This window comes from Pseudomonas sp. AC016 (assembly GCF_979253365.1).
On sequence record NZ_CEEDCC010000001.1, the window covers coordinates 2046309 to 2064250 of the forward strand.

Annotated in this window: 12 protein-coding genes; 3 read left to right on the forward strand and 9 right to left on the reverse strand. The window is 58.7% G+C overall.

From position 1 onward, the window contains the following. The first annotated feature begins 8 nt into the window (after positions 1-8). Positions 9-1106 carry a DUF1513 domain-containing protein gene (locus AC0IXS_RS09060; protein ID WP_122669132.1) on the forward strand — a complete coding sequence of 366 codons (1098 nt, stop codon included), beginning with the start codon at positions 9-11 and terminating at the stop codon, positions 1104-1106. Here the strand turns inward: AC0IXS_RS09060 and AC0IXS_RS09065 are convergent. From AC0IXS_RS09065 to AC0IXS_RS09080, 4 genes are all read right to left on the reverse strand, one after another. Beyond that, entirely contained in the window at positions 1103-6040 is a 4938-nt protein-coding gene (locus AC0IXS_RS09065) for a DNA repair ATPase (RefSeq protein WP_471824430.1), read from the reverse strand. The genes AC0IXS_RS09060 and AC0IXS_RS09065 overlap by 4 nt on opposite strands. A gap of 72 nt (positions 6041-6112) precedes the next feature. Then, a complete protein-coding gene (locus tag AC0IXS_RS09070) occupies positions 6113-8146 on the reverse strand; it encodes a flotillin family protein (protein WP_235806221.1) in 2034 nt (677 codons plus the stop codon). A 37-nt stretch (positions 8147-8183) separates the two neighbouring features. Further along, positions 8184-8801 (reverse strand): hypothetical protein, encoded by a 618-nt coding sequence (locus AC0IXS_RS09075; protein ID WP_137202298.1) that lies wholly within the window; start codon positions 8799-8801, stop codon positions 8184-8186. Positions 8802-8842: 41 nt separating this feature from the next. Continuing rightward, positions 8843-9541, reverse strand: a complete 699-nt coding sequence (locus tag AC0IXS_RS09080) for a PspA/IM30 family protein (RefSeq protein ID WP_471824431.1) — start codon at positions 9539-9541, stop codon at positions 8843-8845. Between the two features lie 254 nt (positions 9542-9795). On the opposite strand from AC0IXS_RS09080, the gene AC0IXS_RS09085 reads away from it, so the two are divergent. After that, positions 9796-10950, forward strand: coding sequence for an efflux RND transporter periplasmic adaptor subunit (locus tag AC0IXS_RS09085; protein ID WP_057408215.1), 1155 nt, complete (start codon positions 9796-9798; stop codon positions 10948-10950). 13 nt (positions 10951-10963) lie between these two features. Continuing rightward, a complete protein-coding gene (locus AC0IXS_RS09090; protein ID WP_471824432.1) occupies positions 10964-14017 on the forward strand; it encodes a multidrug efflux RND transporter permease subunit in 3054 nt (1017 codons plus the stop codon). Positions 14018-14072: 55 nt separating this feature from the next. Here AC0IXS_RS09090 and AC0IXS_RS09095 read toward each other — a convergent pair whose 3' ends face one another. The 5 genes from AC0IXS_RS09095 to colR form a co-directional block, all read right to left on the reverse strand. Beyond that, positions 14073-14300, reverse strand: coding sequence for a hypothetical protein (locus AC0IXS_RS09095; protein WP_004881471.1), 228 nt, complete (start codon positions 14298-14300; stop codon positions 14073-14075). Continuing rightward, a complete protein-coding gene (locus tag AC0IXS_RS09100) occupies positions 14297-15016 on the reverse strand; it encodes a lipopolysaccharide kinase InaA family protein (protein WP_122669054.1) in 720 nt (239 codons plus the stop codon). Before AC0IXS_RS09100 ends, AC0IXS_RS09095 begins: the two co-directional genes overlap by 4 nt. A gap of 4 nt (positions 15017-15020) precedes the next feature. Beyond that, positions 15021-15701, reverse strand: a complete 681-nt coding sequence (locus AC0IXS_RS09105; protein WP_043304915.1) for a class I SAM-dependent methyltransferase — start codon at positions 15699-15701, stop codon at positions 15021-15023. 184 nt (positions 15702-15885) lie between these two features. After that, the gene (locus AC0IXS_RS09110; RefSeq protein WP_122669055.1) at positions 15886-17175 is read right to left on the reverse strand and encodes a sensor histidine kinase; all 1290 of its coding nucleotides are present in this window, start codon (positions 17173-17175) and stop codon (positions 15886-15888) included. Next, positions 17165-17848 carry a two-component system response regulator ColR gene (gene colR, locus AC0IXS_RS09115; protein ID WP_004881475.1) on the reverse strand — a complete coding sequence of 228 codons (684 nt, stop codon included), beginning with the start codon at positions 17846-17848 and terminating at the stop codon, positions 17165-17167. Before colR ends, AC0IXS_RS09110 begins: the two co-directional genes overlap by 11 nt. Between the last annotated feature and the right edge of the window lie 94 nt (positions 17849-17942).

Here is a 17942-nt window from a genome sequence, read left to right on the forward strand (position 1 = left end):
GTGAAATGATGTTCCGACGTCAGGTCCTGGCCGTTGGCAGTCTGTTGCTCAGCGCTTTTACGCTGGGTGGCTGGACCCTGTTCAAGCAGAAAGACCAAGGGCCGCTGCTGTTGTCTGCCCGTGACGATGCAGAAGGCCGGCATTTCGCGGTCGGTTACCGACTGGACGGCACGCAAGTGTTCGTCACTCAGGTCGGCCAGCGCTGCCACGACATCATCAATCACCCTTCCCTGCCGCTGGCGGTGTTCATTGCGCGGCGTCCGGGCACCGAAAGCTACCTGCTCGACTTACGCGACGGGAGCCTGCTGCAGACCATCACCTCTCTACCCGATCGACATTTCTACGGCCATGCTGTCATCCACCGCGACGGCGAATGGTTATACGCCACCGAAAACGATACCCGCGACCCCGGCCGCGGGCTGCTGGGCGTGTATCGATTCGTCGATGAACGACTGGTGCATTCGGCAGAGATTCCAACCCACGGAATCGGCCCGCATCAGGTGTCCTGGATGCCGGACGGCGAAACCCTGGTGGTGGCCAACGGAGGCATTCGTACCGAGGCGGAAAGCCGCGTCGAGATGAATCTCAATGCCATGCAGCCCAGCCTGGTGCTGATGCAGCGCGACGGCACACTGCTGAGCAAGGAAACCCTGTCTCAACAGATGAACAGCGTGCGCCACATGGGCATCGCCAGCGACGGCACCATTGTTTCCGGACAGCAATTCATGGGGGACTCGCACGAGTTGTCCGAGCTGCTGGCCATCAAGCGGCCAGGACAGCCTTTCCAGCCCTTTCCGGTCGCAGAAGACCAACTGCGCGCCATGAATCATTACACCGCCAGTGTCGCGGTACACAGCGACCTGCGCCTGGTCGCGCTCACCGCGCCTCGGGGCAACCGGTTCTTTATCTGGGACCTGGACAGCGGTGCCGTAAAACTCGACGCCCCGCTGCCCGACTGCGCGGGCGTCGGTGCTGTGGCTGACGGCTTTGTCGTAACCTCCGGCCAGGGCCGCTGCCGCTTCTACGACTGCCGCAAACCGGAGTTGCTGGCCACGCCGCTGGAGCTTCCGACCGGCTTCTGGGACAACCATTTGCATCTGGTCTAAGCGCGGCGCCCCTGATCGGCAATGGCCCGAATGCCTTCAACGGCATCGCTAAGCTGGGCGACGATTCGGTTGCCCACATCCTTGTCATCACCGCCCATGCGCTGATTGCGAACGAACGCCTTTTTGATTTCCCCCCAGCGAGTGAATTGTTCTTCGGTCAGCCGTCCGCACAGCTCGGTCAGCTTGAGCAGATTTTCCTCGGCACCCTGGGTGAGCAGCTGTGACTCGCCACGGTAGTGATCTGAAATCAACTGGTTGACCTCTGCGTCGTTCATGACCGCCGATACTTTCTCCGCCAGCCTGTTCATGTTGCGATAGCTGCCCTGAAGACGAAACGGTGGTTCGGTTCGGTACTCATCCGCCTGGGAGGCACTGTCGATGTAGGCTGCATTGACGCGTAACAACACCTCCCGAATCGTGATCAGGCGGCGGATTGTTTCAGTCAGTTCGGTGATTTCTGCACCGCTGTATTCATGGCTCAGATCGCTGGTGCTGAACGTCTTTCCCTGAGCGTGCCCGGCCAACAGGTAAAAGTCCCGCATTTCCCGGTTGGCCAGAGGTGCCAGGACCGGATTGGAGGTCATGCAATTTTCGAGGTAACTCAAGGCGAAAGCACTTTCGTTGCCGCCCGACACTTCGCCAAGGTTGTAGACATCGGCGCGGTTGACCAGCATATCGGGGATCCTGAACAGCTCGCCCGATTCCGTGTAAGGGTTGCCCGCCATTACGATGCAAAACTTCTTGCCACGCAGGTCGCAGGTTCGGGTCTGACCTTTCCAGACGCTTTCGATACGCCGGGAACCGTCGCACAACGAAATGAATTTCTGAAGAAACTCGGGTGACAGGTGCTGGATATCGTCGATCAGCAGACAGACGTTATTGCCCATTTCAAGCGCCAGGTTGAGCTTTTCCAGCTCCATGCGCGCAGGCCCGTCGATCGCTTGCGCAGGATCCAGTGAACTCGTGCGATGGCCCAGGGCAGGCCCGTTGATCTTGACCAGCGCCATACCCAATTGAAACGCTACGTATTCGATCAGTGTGGTCTTGCCGTAACCGGGCGGAGAAATGAGCATCAGCAGCCCCATCAGATCACTGCGCTTGCCCTCCCCGGCGGTACCTATCTGCTTGGCCAGATTGTCGGCGATCAGCGGCAGGTAGACCTCGTTGATCAGCTGATTGCGAACGAAAGAGGTCAGAGGACGTGCCTGCAGATCGTTGATGCGCAGCACCTCACGCTCACGACGCAGAACCGATTGTCGCCACGACTGATAGCGGTGCATCTGGGGAATGAAAAGCTCACGGTGCGTGCGCAGGCGCGTGAAGAAATCATCCAGTGAGAACGCAAGGGAACCAGAGTCGAGTCTCGGATGCTCTCCCAGAAGACCGTCAATGCGGACGTTCACGGAAAACGTATTGACCCGTAGCGTCGGTTTGCCGGCGAAACGCAGCAAAAGCAAGGCTGTCGCTTCCGGCGCAAAGTGAGCAAGCGCTTCCTGCCCGGAGTCGCTGCAGAGGCCCATCACCCAGTGCCCGATGAGCAACCATTGTCCCCGCAGATCGTTTGCCATCGCCTGCACCGCATCGCTCAGTTCCATTCCACACGCGTCGGACTCCAGACGCCGTTCGAGCGCACCGAGAATGTCCCAGCCATGCCCACTGATTTCGAAAACCGGACGGTCTTGTGTCAATACGTGCGCAAGGTACTCGGCGCTTTCCGACACGACCAGGGATGAAACCGGCAAACCCGTCGCCACCGCGAAAGACTCGAGCGTCAGCGCAATGTCCCTGCGAGTCTCGATCATGCCATCCGGGTGATTGAACAACCTGAGAACCGCAGCGCAGGACCGGGCCCGGCGCTGCAAATCCGTCATTCTGGCCTCGAATGTCCCTGGCAGGTGCCAGGCAATCAATGCGAACGCCCTTGCCGATGGACTGAAGTGCAACAGACCGGCCGCCGCCATGCACGGCATCACCTGCTGGAGTATCAAGGCCGCATCATGGTCATGGATGCCCCTTTCATAGCCTTGTTTGTAGAGCGGTGTGCAGAACTGCCGGATGTGCTGCTCCAGTTGCTCAAACGTCATCTGCGAAAGGTCGATACCTGACTGCGCCGCAGCCTCGAGCACCTGTCCGGCGAGGTATTCGCTTCGATAGATGCTGTCTGACTCGGACTCCAGGCTGGCTTGGAAGCAGGCGCGAAACGACGCGATGGCTTCGTCGTCGAGCCTCTCATAAAAGTCAGTGCCGGTGATATGCACCCAGAGGTGCTCGTCTCGGGGCAAAAGGGTCAGGTCCAGTGCCTGGGTGTTGATACTGAACAGGTGTCTGGGCCCCAGTTTCAAGAGCGTACCGCTGGCATCGAACAGATCGGCCTTGTCCCGCTGCTCCCGCACCGCCTGATCGCGGGCGGCCTTCAGTCGTGCTTCGATGTCCTCAGCCTTGACGCTGTCCTCGAGGATTCGCAGACGATCAGAAAGCTCGCGAAGCTTGAGCACCTGCGGGTCAGTGGCGAAAAAGCTGTTCAGCCTGTCGATGTCCAGACAGCCCGAAAGACGACGCGGCAGGCTGTCCAGAATACGACTGGCCGCATCCGCGAGCCCCTGCGTCTGGCGCTGGTGGGTATTGATCAGCGTCTGTCTGTGCTGCTCGAACGCCTCCAGTACCTCGTCACGCTTGCCCATGACATCGTTCAGAAACGACTCATGCTCACCAAAACGACTTTCCAGTTCATCCAGTTGAATCAGCAATTTCGCCAGTTGGTCATCACACGCTTGGGGACTGTTCGCCAGCGACAGGGCATGGGTCAGACTTTGGCCTATCAGCTGAAACCGTGCAGCAAACTGCGCAGTGGACTCGGACGAGACCAGCGCCTTGCGACGGGATCGAGCATGCGCCATGGATTGATTCATGCGCGCGTACACGCTGGAGATGGACTCGACGATGCCGGTGCGCTGCGTCGCGTCCTCGATGCCCAGCGAGCTGGCAAGCCCCGACAACAGGTCCAGAGCGGTCGCCATTGCTGCGAGGCTTTCCAGGGGCGGCTCCAGTTCGAACACCGACGCCGCAGCCTGAACCTGGCGATCCAGCTCGTCGAGTTGCTGGCTATAGGGCAAGAGTGCTTCGGCCTGGCACATGAAATCGGCAGCATCGCCAGAGGTGCGTTCAAACTCGACCAGCAGACTCTGTTCCATTTCTTCTATGGCGGGCAGATCGATGTAGCGCTGTTCCTTGAGGGTCACGAGATGACCGCGCAAGCCGGTGATCGAATCCAGCCGAGCGACAAAACCCTGAATATCCTCGCAACGATTCAGGCGCAACTGACTGGCGAGCGCAACGTGACGTTGCCTTGCCTCTTGCATCGATCGGGTGGAGTGGCCCCGCAAATGCTCGACTTTCTCGAACTCATCGGCAATCGAGCTGCCGGTATCAGCAATGCTGCGCAGTATCGATGCCAGCGAAGCCGTGCTGTCGTGGATCAACCAGTGGTACTTGTCGAACAGAAGCGCAACCTGCCGTTCCAGTGCGCTGAAACGAGCCGCCGTGGCGCTGGTAGCGACAGATTCTCTGGCAAGGTCATACAGGTCGGAAATGCCGCGGACCAATTCGGCATTGCCGATTCGGCCGAGAAACGAATGGCTCGACGGCTGACCGGTGGCGTAATCCTCGGTGAAGAAAGGGGTCTGCCAGATCTGCACAGGATGGTTACGGGCAGGTTCGGCCTCAGCCGAGAAAATCACCATGCGTCCGTCTTCGAGACGCGCATACCCATGACCGAATACGGGCGGCAGCAACTGCCGTCGGATGGTGTTGTATGTGAACAGGGCCGAACGCCCCTCGACCGCGTCATGGAAGATGTACAGAAAATCCTCACCGTTGGGCGAGCGCAGCAGACGCTTGAACAGCATGCCCTGCATCGCAGACTCGAACAGCCTGTGCTCACCACTCTGAAGATAGAGACCTCCCGGAAAAACAATACCGTGGTCGTCGGGGAGGCGCTGACACGCCAGGCCAATCGCATCAATCCGGGTCAGCGCAAGCGCCTTCAGATTGCAGACCAGATAGCGGCACTGCTCTTCCTTGTAAGGCCGGACACTCAAGAGAATCAGATTGCCCAGTCTGGCGAAGGCCACCTGTACATCAGGCAGCGACTGGTTCTTTTCGGCGAGCGCCTCACGGTACAACTCAAGCCCTGTTTCTGACGGCCCCTCCCCCCTGACGACCAGCTCGCCGTTATTCAGATGGATATGGACGCTTTCCAGGATGGTAATACGGGGCGTTTGATCGTTGACGATCATCTCCCGACCCGCCTGAATCCATTCGAAATCGTAACGTGGCTCGTTAACGATATCGCGCTCCCCGCGATTATCGAGGTAGCGTACTTCGTTGCCCGACGCGCTCATCGACCAGCGGAAAACCCGGATATCCGTGAGATGTTCGCCGAATTGGAAACTGGCCAGCAAGCGGTTTTCAGAGACTGACAACTCCAGCAACCGTGCGTCGCGGTAATAGGTATAAAGCTCCTCGAAGTCCCTGCGAAACACCGGATCGGCCAACCAGGTGCCGTCCAGATCAATAGCGTGGGTTTCATAACCCTGCTCGCCCTCGCTCAGGCGAAACAGCGCAAACACATCGTCGATTCGGGCTGCCGCATTGAGCCCGGGCGACACGTTGTAGCCGAATAGAAGATCGGGACCGACACGCACGATGCCTCTTGGAATGCAGCTGTTTTCCGTGCGTAACCGAGCACGTCCCAGTACCTCCATCGAGCTGCACCCGAACTCTTCAAGCCTCTGGGCGTTGAGCGTGTCGACCTGCCGAGACAGGCTGTCGCCCTGTTCCTGCAGGCGTTTGAGCAATACCTCATAAGCCCCACTTTCAGTGACCGCCGTGTTCGACGCTTCCTGAGTCGGGTTTTCAAACTGATCTTGGGACATGGGTCAATCCGGATGGGCAGGTCAGTGTCGTGAAGAAGCGCCCGGCAAACGAACCGGGCGCTGGCATGGGCATTACTGAGCGTCGGGACGGCGGTCCGACGCTCTTTCGGTGGCCACTCTGGAGAGCATCCCGAGTCCGGTCTGAATGACCTGAGCGGCAAGTGGGCTGCTCTGGTTCAGACCTTCGATGGCTTTCCCGACCGAAAGGGATTTCACGAAGGCGTCGAACACACCGTTATCCCCTCCGCCCACGAACTGGATGCTGGCCTTGCTCATGGCTGCGGACAGCACCTCGGCCTGTTGCTCGGCAATCTTCTCGTTGGCCGCGATGCTCGCCATGGTGATATCGAGCTGATTCTGCAGAGCCAGACGGAATTCTTCGTGCTCGCGGGCACCGCCCGTCAACTTCTGCATCGCCTCGAACTTCTCGGTCAGTCCCGCCGCTTCTGCCTCGAAACGTTTCTGAAGAACCTCGGCTTCGGCAGCGCCGACGTCCTGGATGGTCGCGGCTCTGGACTCGCCGATGGCCTTGTCGCCCTCGGCCTGGGACAACAGGCGCTGCTTCAATACGGCCGCTTCTGCCAACCCCTCGCGCTCGATGGCTTCAGCGATCTGTATCCGAACCTCGGCATCGGACTCACCCACGGCACGATCACCTTCTGCCTGAGACAACAGCCGCTGCTTCAGCACCAGCGCCTCGGCCTGCCCTTCACGCTCGGAGGCCTCTGCGATCTGCATGCGAACCTCGGCCTCTGCCAGTCCTGATGCTGCCTTCTCGGCACGTACGCCCTCGGCTCGCTTGATCGCAGCCTGCGATTCACGTTCGGCCTTGCGCAAGTCGGCATCGGCCAGCGTCACCAGTTCCCTGGCGCGGTATTCGGACACCACTGTGTCCGCTTCGGCCTGTTTGACCAGGCACACCAGATCGCGCTCGGCCTGCGCCTGGGCTTCGGTGACAACCACGGTTTTCTTGCGGTCCGCATCGGCGACCATACGTAATGTGGTGATGGCCTCTTCTTCCTGAGCGACGGTCTTTTCGACGATGACGCGTTCGCGAGTGACGCTGGCAATCTCCCCACGCTTTTCTTCAAGCTGACGATCACGCTCGATCCGGCTCAGCGACACTTCGCGTTCGCGATCAACCTGCGCCAGGGCCTGGGCGCGAATGACGGTTTCTTTCTCGAGCATGACGACGCGCTCGCTGTTCTGGTTTGCGACATCCACTTCACGCTGATGATTGACCGCAGCGACATCGATGCGCTGCGCGGCGGCGATGCGGGCTTCCTCGGCTCGCAGATGCTCTTCGGACTGAACCTTGAGCGTCTCGGCTTCCTCGCGTGCGATCACCGATGCGATTTCACGCTTCTGCCGCGCCTGCGCATCCGCTTCCTGACGTTCCAGCGCCAGACTTGCTTCGATGGTTTCGACGTTCTTCTTCTGAATCTTCAGCGCCTGATCACGTTCCAGCTCGTTGGTGATGACGTTATGGACGGAAGTCAGTTCGGTAATCTTGCGAATGCCTTCGGCATCGAGAATATTGTCGCGGTCGAGGTCAACCTTGGGCGTCTGCTCAAGGAAGTCGATGGCCACGTCCTCAAGCACATACCCGGAAAGATCCTGACCTATCACGTTGACGATCTCATCGCGAAAACGGACGCGATCCTCGAACAGCTCAACAAAATCGAATTGCTTGCCAACGGTCTTCAGTGCTTCGGAAAACTTCGCATTGAACAGCTCGTTGACGGCCGACTTGTCCGAGGCGCGCTGAACACCGATGGCCTTGGCGACCTTGAGGACGTCTTCACGGGTTTCATTGACCCGCAAAAAAAAGGCCACGGTGATATCGGCACGCATGTTGTCCCGGCAGATCAGTCCACCCTTGCCTTTTCGATCGATCTCCAGCGTGATGACGCTGATCTTCATTTTCTCCATGAAGTAGAGATAAGGCAGCACCATGGCGCCGGTGAAATAGACCTTGGGGCGACTGGACAGATCGTTGACGATAAGCGCCGTGCCCTGAGGAACCTTGACGTAGAAGGTCTTGATCAATAATGCCAAAGCGACCAAGGCAAGAACTGCGACGCAGAGGATAATGAGAAATGGCATGGCCATGTCCAGCATGCTGTATGACTCCATAATGGGCTCAGCCCTTGAATTCCGACTCGCTGACGACGAGATAGGCATGCTCGTCTGCGAGGTATTGAAGAAGCACCACCCGGTCATTGCGTTTGATTTCGGGGGTGCCGAAGGTACGAACCTGAAGCAGCAGCCCTGCGCCGCCATCGCTCATCAGTGCACGTCCGCTGTTGCAGTTCACGGTCTGGCTTGTGACGACCGCCACCTGCCCACAGATCGGCTTCGGTTCCGGTCCTCTGATCTTTCTGATGAGAGGTTTGAAAAGGCGAAGGGTAACCAGGGTAAAGATCGAAGCGGCCGCGAGGGCCAAAAGCCCACTGACAAACCCAAGGGGGTAGTAGAAAAAGCCGAGTGACAACTGGTCGATGAAAAGCAGCTGGCCGAAGTAGCTGACCAGCCAGCCAGAAAGACTGATCAGTGTCAGGATGATGGAAGCAGGCACGCCGGTGAGACCGAGCCGGGCGACCAGGCCCTTACCCGATTCGGCACTGGCACTGTCGAAGGCTGAAACAGCCTGCATGTCGATATCGACCGGACCGCTGTCAAGGATGCCCAGGCACACCATCAGCCAATAAATCATGGTTATCGCCAGCAACAGGCTGAAAATCACCACCGGGAACGACAACGCTGTTTCGATGAAATGGTACATGTCGACATCCTTTCGAATCAGGCGCACTGCTGCTCGCGATGGGTCTTGATTCGCTGCAATACGGTTTGCGCACTGAAGGTGTCGATTGAGATCCCGGCTTCCAGCAATCGCTGTTCAAGATCGGCATCGGCGAAGCTCGACTCCTCCTGAACCTGCCGCCGAGCTTCTGTCTCCAGTTGACGTTGCCTGAGGTCGTTCAAGGCATCCGTGGCACTTCGCAGCCTGTCGGCCGACTCCTCGCGGGATACCGCCCAGCCGCCCTGTGCCTGCTGCACGAACTCGGTAGTCCGCACCATTTCGACCTGCTGCCGGAGCGCCCACAGCTTCTGCTCACTGACGCGCAGACTTGCGCTCAGGCTGCTGACGGCGGTCGCATAGCCCTGCGCGATGCCGGCATCCTCGGCCATCCGTTTTTCCAGCAGACCGATCCTTGATGCAGCCTCAAGGGCAGTCGCTTCGTCATCGGCCTCAAGCGCTGTCTCGGCGTCGCGAACCAGTGAAGCGACCTCTGCCCGTGCCTGCGTCACCTTTCGTGTTGCATGAAGACTCTTGGCCATCAGGCCTGCGAGACTGGAGCGACTGGCGTCGAGGTGTTGTTCGGCGTTGCGGATTTCCTGATCAAGGATATGCAACGTCTGTCGCGCCACGATACTGCTCGACGCCTCGCTTTCGCCGCCCCGCAAGGCAGTCACTATTTTCGTCCAGATGCCGGCCATGCCATTTTCCCTTGGGCGTATTGATCGAATTCTGATGACTCGATAAACATCCGACGAAAGATGACATAGGAGAAAACGGTGTTATGCCGGAACAGTCGTTTAAAAAAGTAAGAAACTTCCTCAGGAGCTGAAATTCGCGACGTTCAGCCCTTATATTTTTTTCCAAACAGCGCATTAGCAACTAGATTTGAAAGACTGCCGTTCGGATCGCGTTCGCGATCCTGTGCGTTTCAAATCTTCCAGGGAAGTGAAGCATGTTGCGTCGTCGCATGTTGATAATGCTGGGCGTTGTTATGCTCCTCGTGCTTGCGCTCGCGGGTTACAAAGCGTTTTCCATCTATCGGCAGATCCAGCAGTTCAGTGCGCCGAAGCCGCCGGTCAGCGTGGCAGTGGTCAACGCTGTGGCGTTGCCCTGGCAAAGCCGGCTGCCTGCCATCGGTACGTTGAAAGCCGTCCAAGGTGTGGACCTGAGCCTGGAGATTGCGGGCACGGTCAAGGCGCTGCTGTTCGAGTCCGGGCAGAAGGTTCGCGTCGGGCAGCCGCTGCTGCAACTGGACAGCGATGTGGAGCGGGCACTGCTGGGAACTGCGGAAGCGGACCTGGGGCTGGCACAGGTCGAGCACGGGCGCGGCAGCAGACTGGTCGGCGATCAGGCAATTTCCCGCGGCGACTTCGACAAGCTGGCTGCGCAATTGAAGAAAGCCAGCGCCACGGTGGCGCAGCTCAAAGCCTCGCTGGCAAAGAAACAGATTCTGGCGCCATTCAGCGGCACCATCGGGATTCGCCAAGTGGATGTCGGCGACTATCTGGCCAGCGGGACCGTGATTGCGACCCTGCAGGATTTAAGCAGCCTTTATGTCGATTTCCACGTACCCGAACAGGCCTTGCCAAAGCTGTCCGTCGGGCAGCGGGTGCAGGTCAGTGTGTCGGCTTATCCCGGCCAGTCATTCGACGCCACGATCAGTGCGATCAATCCAAGGGTCGACGAAAGCACGCGCAACGTTCTGATTCGCGCCACTCAGCCAAACCCGGACGGCAGACTGCTGCCCGGTATGTTTGTCGACCTTCAGGTCATTCTGCCCAGCGCGCCCAGCCAGATCGTGGTCCCGGAAAGCGCGATCACCTACAGCCTTTACGGCAATTCGATTTACGTGGTGGTGGCCAGGCAAACCGAGGCAGGCAAGCCTGAAAGCGACACACAGGACGAACCACAACTGACGGTCGAGCGGCGCTTCGTCAAAACCGGCGAACATCGTGAGGGCAAAGTGGTGATTCTGGAAGGTCTCAAGGCGGGAGATCAGGTGGTAAGTGGCGGTCAGTTGAAGCTGGACAATGGCGCTCATGTCGCGATCAGCGCAGATGCCACGCAAACCAGTGACAGCAACGCCCCGGCCAGCCGCGCGCAATGATCAGGGAGCCGTCATGACTTTCACCGACCCGTTCATTCGCCGCCCGGTGCTTGCAACCGTCGTCAGCCTGCTGATCGTATTGCTGGGCATTCAGGCTTACAGCAAGCTGGTCATCCGCCAGTATCCGCAGATGGAAAATGCGCTTATCACGGTGACGACGGCCTACCCCGGTGCCAACGCCGAAACCATTCAGGGCTATATCACCCAGCCGCTGCAGCAGAGCCTGGCCAGCGCCGAGGGCATCGACTACATGACCTCGGTCAGTCGCCAGAACTTCTCGATCATCTCCATTTATGCACGTATCGGTGCTGACAGCGACCGGCTGTTCACCGAATTGCTGGCCAAGGCCAATGAGGTCAAAAACAAGCTGCCGCAAGACGCTGAGGATCCCGTGCTGAGCAAAGAAGCGGCCGACGCGTCGGCACTGATGTACGTCAGTTTTTACAGCTCGCAATTGAACAATCCGCAGATCACCGACTACCTGTCACGCGTCATTCAACCCCGGTTGGCGACACTGCCGGGCATGGCGGAGGCCGAGATTCTGGGCAATCAGGTGTTTGCAATGCGCCTCTGGCTGGACCCGGTGCGCCTTGCCGGTTTTGGCCTCACAGCCGCCGATGTCACCGATGCGGTGCGTCGTTACAACTTTCTGTCGGCGGCTGGCGAGATCAAGGGCGAATATGTGGTGACCAGTATCAACGCCACCACCGAACTGAAATCTGCCGAAGCCTTCGCCGCTATCCCCTTGAAGACCAATGGCGACAGCCGAGTATTACTGGGTGACGTGGCGCGGGTAGAAATGGGTGCCGAGAACTACAACACCGTCAGCTCGTTCGATGGCATTCCCTCGGTGTACATCGGCATCAAGGGTACGCCGAGTTCCAACCCGCTGGACGTCATCAAGGAAGTGCGGCGCATCATGCCAGAGCTGGAAAGCCAGCTGCCGCCAAGCCTCAAGGTGTCCATCGCCTACGATGCCACGCTGTTCATTCAGGCATCGATTCATGAGGTGGTGAAAACGCTCATCGAAGCCGTGCTGATTGTGATCGTCGTAGTCTTCCTGTTCCTCGGCGCTCTGCGTTCGGTGCTGATCCCGGTGGTCACCATTCCGCTTTCCATGGTCGGCGTGCTGTTCTTCATGCAGTTGATGGGTTACTCGATCAACCTGCTGACGTTGCTGGCGATGGTGCTGGCCATCGGTCTGGTGGTGGACGACGCGATTGTGGTGGTCGAGAACATCCACCGGCATATCGAGGAAGGCAAGACGCCGTTCGATGCCGCCATCGAAGGTGCACGAGAAATCGCGATGCCGGTGGTTTCAATGACCATCACGCTGGCTGCGGTGTACGCCCCTATCGGTTTTCTGGAAGGACTGACCGGTGCGCTGTTCAGGGAGTTCGCCCTGACACTGGCAGGCGCAGTGGTCATCTCGGGCATCGTTGCCCTGACCCTTTCGCCCATGATGTGCGCCATGCTGTTGCGCCCCGAAGAAAACCCGAGCGGCCTGGCACACAGGCTCGATCAGGCCTTCGAAAGGCTCAAGGTGCGTTACCAGCGCATCCTGCATGCGACATTGAACACCCGCCCGGTGGTCGTGGTATTTGCGATCATCGTGCTGTGCCTGATTCCGGTGCTGCTCATGTTCACCAAATCGGAGCTGGCACCGGACGAGGACCAAGGCATCATTTTCATGATGGCCACATCGCCTCAGACCACCAACCTGAATTACATCAATGCGTATACCGACCGCTTCGTGACGCTGTTCAAAGCGTTTCCCGAGTACTACTCATCGTTCCAGATCAACGGCTTCAACGGTGTCCTCACCGGCGTCGGAGGCTTTCTGCTCAAGCCCTGGAATGAACGGACTCGCACCCAGATGGAGATCCTGCCCGAGGTCCAGGCCAGACTCTCGGAGATTCCCGGACTGCAAATCTTCGGTTTCAATCTGCCTTCACTCCCCGGGACGGGCGAAGGGCTGCCGTTCCAGTTTGTGATCAACACCCCCAATGACTATCCGGCCCTGCTGGAGGTCGCCGAACGCATCAAAAAGCGCGCGACGGATTCGGGCAAGTTCGCCTTCATGGACATTGATCTGGCTTTCGATAAACCGGAAGTGGTCGTGGATATCGACCGAGCCAAAGCCGCACAGATGGGCGTGTCCATGCAGGACCTTGGCGGTACGCTGGCAACCTTGCTGGCCGAGGCGGAAATCAACCGTTTCACCCTCGAAGGACGCAGCTACAAGGTGATTGCCCAAGTGGAGCGTGCCTATCGCGACAATCCCGGGTGGCTGAACAACTATTACGTCAGAAACAACGAAGGCCAGCTTCTGGCGCTGTCCACGCTGATCACGGTCAGCGACCGGGCGCGACCGCGGCAGTTGAATCAGTTTCAGCAGCTCAACTCGGCAATCATTCAGGGTTTCCCCATCGTCAGCATGGGCGAAGCGCTCGAAACGGTCAGACAGATTGCAGCTGAAGAAGCACCTGAAGGGTTCGCGTACGACTACGCCGGGGCATCCAGGCAATACGTGCAGGAAGGCAGCGCCCTGTGGATCACCTTCGCGCTCGCACTGGCGATCATCTTTCTGGTGCTGGCGGCGCAATTCGAAAGCTTCCGCGACCCGCTGGTGATTCTGGTGACGGTTCCGCTGTCGATCTGCGGCGCCTTGATCCCGCTGTTTCTGGGGGTATCGAGTATGAACATCTACACCCAGGTCGGGCTCGTGACCTTGATCGGTCTGATCACCAAGCACGGTATTTTGATTGTCGAGTTCGCCAACCAGCTGCGCCGGGATCAAGGACTGTCAGCGCGAGAGGCAGCGGAAGAAGCTGCGGCGATTCGTCTGCGTCCAGTGTTGATGACGACGGCGGCCATGGTCTTCGGAATGGTGCCATTGATACTGGCAACCGGTGCCGGAGCTGTCAGCCGTTTCGACATCGGCATGGTGATCGCGACCGGTATGTCAGTCGGTACGCTGTTCACGCTTATCGTCCTGCCTTGCGTGTACACCTTGCTGGCAGCGCCTGACAAACAGGCCAATCAGGTAAGTTCGGCAGTAAATTGATCACCAGCCAAACGACAAAGGCCCCGACAAGGGGCCTTTCAGGTCAACGGAGTGTTCAATTTTTCGATCCAGTACCCTGTGCCAGGCTGTACATCAGGAGCAGCAAATCATGATCGGGCTTCACTGCTACCTCACTCTTGATTGCACGAGGCAACGGGCAGTGCCCTTCGCCGTGCTGGGCACTCAGGATCTTCGTACCCGGTTGTTCAAGCGCTGCCATGGCGACTGTTGCAGTCGCCAACGCCGCGAACACGAACAAACCTCTAGCCATTTCGAGCTTCATGACTCTAAACCTTTGATAGAGCTGCCAAACGCCGCTTGGTAAAAATAGACTAACTTCTGCCAGTCTGCGGCGCTGAATGACGAATGGCGTCTCAGTTGCTTCATGTCATGCTGCGCGGCCCCGTAGGCCGTCCAGCGACGACGGCCCTTTTCCAGGTCAAGCAGTGCAACTTCGGCTCTGGCCTGATCACCCTCGCCAGTAACACGCACGAAGATATGCTTGATATACAGGCAACTGTGCTGCCAACGCCCCAAATGCATGCGGGCCAGCGTTTTGCCCATTTCACTGAGCATTTGCTCGTACAACAGTTCGCCGTACTGCTCGCGGCCACCTGCAGCAAGCCATTTTTCGAACTCTTCGAATCCCTCCAGGGCTTCGGTCACCAGAAGCGCGCGCCATTCGTTTTCGGTGCGTTCGGCTCCGCAGAACACGATTTGCGGCACACCGACGCCCAGCCTGTTCAGACCTTCCAGGGCGTCGCGCTCGCGAAGTACCGTCGGCCGCCCGAACGGGTGCAACCAACTGCGGTAGATATGGCCGGTCTGCCGTTTGCTGTAGAGCGTCTGTCCATCGTCCGTGATCAACCGTTGCACGCCACTCTCACCACCACGCCGCACGTTGGGTTCTTCAACCCACTCGCCACGCTGGCTCCAGAAGTGACTGAACCCGTTCTCTCCCGGGTTAACAACTGGTTCCTTCAAGGACTGCAGACCCATCTATTCACCTTTTACGCAATACATAGACTCGCCACATGGCGTACATCGGCAGGAAGTCCATTCGCTTCTGAATGCGAAATCCTGCCTCTTCAAATTCGGTTTCTGCGGTAGTAACCGGTAACACAAAACGGTTCTGGTAACTTTCCTGCCCATTTTTCTCGTGACGCTTACTCTCGAGCTTTCTGCGCTTCCAGGCTTTGAAATTGCCATCCACCCACAGAGACACAATCACACTGTCGCGGGTAACGCGCTGAAACTCCCGTAACAGAGCCATCCGGTCACTCGATTGCCCGACGTGGTGCAACAGACGCATGCAGAAGATGCTGTCCACCGCGTTGTCAGGCAGGTCGATAGCGAAAGCAGATGTCTGCAAGGGTCGTACCCTTTTCACCACATCGGCCGGTTGAGATTCACAGGCGATTCGCAGCATGTCGGCGGAGTTGTCCGCACCAATGATGGAACGATTGGGCTTCTCGGCCAGCAAAGGCCAGAAACGACCTGCCCCGCATGGAAGATCCAGCACCAGACCGGGGTCTCCGACCATGTGCAGTGCCTTTCGTGCCAACTGTTCGTCACGATAATGAGACAACTTGCGCCATAGGCCGTCCTGATGTTTTTCCAGGTACTGGCGAGCGTGATCCTTGTCGTACTTACGGGAAAACTCAAGTTCAATGCGGTCGCTCATGAGAGCATCTCCTGACGTTAATGGCGGCCAAATTAGTCAGGTCGCCGTCATCGTCAGGTCATCTGAATGTGAAAAAAACGTCACATTGACCGGTCAAATGTTTCCAGAGTTTACAGGTACTTGCGTGCCAAGTGAGCCGCCTCTGGTCAGAGAGCGGCCTGCACATGGCGAATCAGGACGGGCATCAGGGTTTGACGATGTCCAGCGTGACCTTGAAGCGGCAGCCATGGGGCTCCATCGGCGTCAGGCTGACGCTCCAGCCCTGATTGGCACAGATACGCTGAACCAGCGAAAGACCCAGACCAAGACCTTCGCCACGCTGCTCGTTGCCGCGCACGAAAGGTTCGAACATCGCTTCACGTTTCTCTTCGGGGATACCGACACCACTGTCCTCGACGACGAAACTTTCGGACTGAAGTGTGAGCGTAATGAAGCCGTGATCAGTGTAGTGCAGCGCATTGCGCAGCAGGTTGCCCATCACGGCGTGAAGGAAGGTTGCGTTGTAGCGGATGTCAGAGACCTGGCCTTCCGGCGGCGGGTTATACGTCAGCTTCAGCCCTTTGCCCTCTATCGGGTCACGCCATTGCGAGATCAATTGCTCGGCAACACCGACCAGCGTCGCCTTGGGCGTCATGGCGGGATCCTCGCGTTGGGTACGGGCGAGCATCAGGAAGGTCTGGACCAGATCACGCATCTCTTCACAGGCGCGGCCGATGCGCTCAACCTGCCGGCGCGCACGCTGGTCGAGTGCCGGGTTTTCCAGCAGCAACTCACAGGAGCTGGCCAGCACCATCAGCGGCGTACGCAGCTCATGGCTCACGTCGCTGGTGAACATCCGCTCGCGGATCAATGCCTGTCGCAGACGCCCCAGCGTGGCGTCGAAGGCGACGGCCAGTTCACCCACTTCGTCCGCGGCGTAGTCAGGCGCCAGAGGCGGCGCAAGGCCCAGCAACTGATCACGATGACGGACCTGTCGGGCCAGCCGCACAACCGGCGCCATTACGCGTCGGGCAAGCACCCAGCCCAGGAAAACGGCCAGCGCCAGTGCGAGCACGAAGCCCACCAGTACCACCGCGAACAGTACGCGCTCGCGCTCTTCGAAATCGCTCTGGTCCTGCAGCAAGGCGTAGTGACGACCATCGACCACTTCGATCATCGCGTGATAGGACAGCGGTCCGCGGAACACCTCGTGAAAGCCCGGCTCGAGATGACGCAGGTCCTTGGGCAGGTCGAAATCGCCAGGACCGTTGGTGAAATAGAACAACTGGTCGGGCTTGGGCCGATGGCTCCAGTCGCTGACGCTGTCCATCAGCATCAGGCGATTGAGATCGCCGCCCAGGCCTGCGGAAATCAGTTTCTCTTCGACCAGGTGAACGGTGGAAATAATGCCGATTGCAAAGGATCCGGCGACCAGCGCACTCATCAGGGCAAACGCGATGATGATCCGCTGGGCAAGGCTCTGTTTAAACTCCATCCCGGCCCTCGGCCAAGCGGTAGCCCACACCGTGTACGGTTTGCAGCAGCGGCTTGGAAAACGGTTTGTCGATCACCTGACGCAACTGATGCACGTGACTGCGCAGGCTGTCGCTGTCAGGGCAGTCATCGCCCCACAGCGCTTCTTCAAGAATTTCGCGACGCAGAACATGCGGGCTCTTCTGCATCAATACCGCGAGCAGCTTGAGACCGACCGGGTTGAGCTTCAGCATCCGCCCTTCCCGCGTCACTTCCAGCGTGTCGAGGTCGTAGATCAGGTCGGAGACCTGCAGGGTGCGACGTCCGCCGCCCTGAGCACGACGCAGCACAGCCTCTATACGCGCCGCCAGTTCGGACAGGGCGAATGGCTTGAGCAGGTAGTCATCGGCGCCGGAGCGAAAGCCCTGCAGGCGGTCGTCGAGCTGGTCACGCGCGGTCAGCATGATCACCGGCGTGTCGCGACGAGCGTCTTCGCGCAGGCGTTTGCACAGGGTGTAACCATCGATACCGGGCAGCATGATGTCCAGCACGATCAGGTCGTAATGTTCGGTGGCGGCCAGATGCAGTCCCGAGAGGCCATCCTGTGCGCAATCGACGGTGTAGCCTTTCATGCCCAGGTAATCGGCCATGTTTGCCAGGATGTCGCGGTTGTCTTCAACCAGAAGAATTCGCATGGAGCACTCTCAATATGCAATTTGGGCTGGCGCAGCTTAAGACGAAGTGGACGTGAGGGCCAGCGCCGAAACGGCCTAACGATTTTTTCATCCA

What these genes read in the sequence shown, in the direction of transcription:
- AC0IXS_RS09080 (WP_471824431.1), bottom strand. Translation starts at nt 9,541, where the DNA reads ATGGCCGGCATCTGGACGAAAATAGTGACTGCCTTGCGGGGCGGCGAA.
- AC0IXS_RS09105 (WP_043304915.1), bottom strand. Translation starts at nt 15,701, where the DNA reads ATGAGCGACCGCATTGAACTTGAGTTTTCCCGTAAGTACGACAAGGAT.
- AC0IXS_RS09085 (WP_057408215.1), top strand. Translation starts at nt 9,796, where the DNA reads ATGTTGCGTCGTCGCATGTTGATAATGCTGGGCGTTGTTATGCTCCTC.
- AC0IXS_RS09090 (WP_471824432.1), top strand. Translation starts at nt 10,964, where the DNA reads ATGACTTTCACCGACCCGTTCATTCGCCGCCCGGTGCTTGCAACCGTC.
- AC0IXS_RS09065 (WP_471824430.1), bottom strand. Translation starts at nt 6,040, where the DNA reads ATGTCCCAAGATCAGTTTGAAAACCCGACTCAGGAAGCGTCGAACACG.
- AC0IXS_RS09070 (WP_235806221.1), bottom strand. Translation starts at nt 8,146, where the DNA reads ATGCCATTTCTCATTATCCTCTGCGTCGCAGTTCTTGCCTTGGTCGCT.
- AC0IXS_RS09100 (WP_122669054.1), bottom strand. Translation starts at nt 15,016, where the DNA reads ATGGGTCTGCAGTCCTTGAAGGAACCAGTTGTTAACCCGGGAGAGAAC.
- colR (WP_004881475.1), bottom strand. Translation starts at nt 17,848, where the DNA reads ATGCGAATTCTTCTGGTTGAAGACAACCGCGACATCCTGGCAAACATG.
- AC0IXS_RS09095 (WP_004881471.1), bottom strand. Translation starts at nt 14,300, where the DNA reads ATGAAGCTCGAAATGGCTAGAGGTTTGTTCGTGTTCGCGGCGTTGGCG.
- AC0IXS_RS09110 (WP_122669055.1), bottom strand. Translation starts at nt 17,175, where the DNA reads ATGGAGTTTAAACAGAGCCTTGCCCAGCGGATCATCATCGCGTTTGCC.
- AC0IXS_RS09060 (WP_122669132.1), top strand. Translation starts at nt 9, where the DNA reads ATGTTCCGACGTCAGGTCCTGGCCGTTGGCAGTCTGTTGCTCAGCGCT.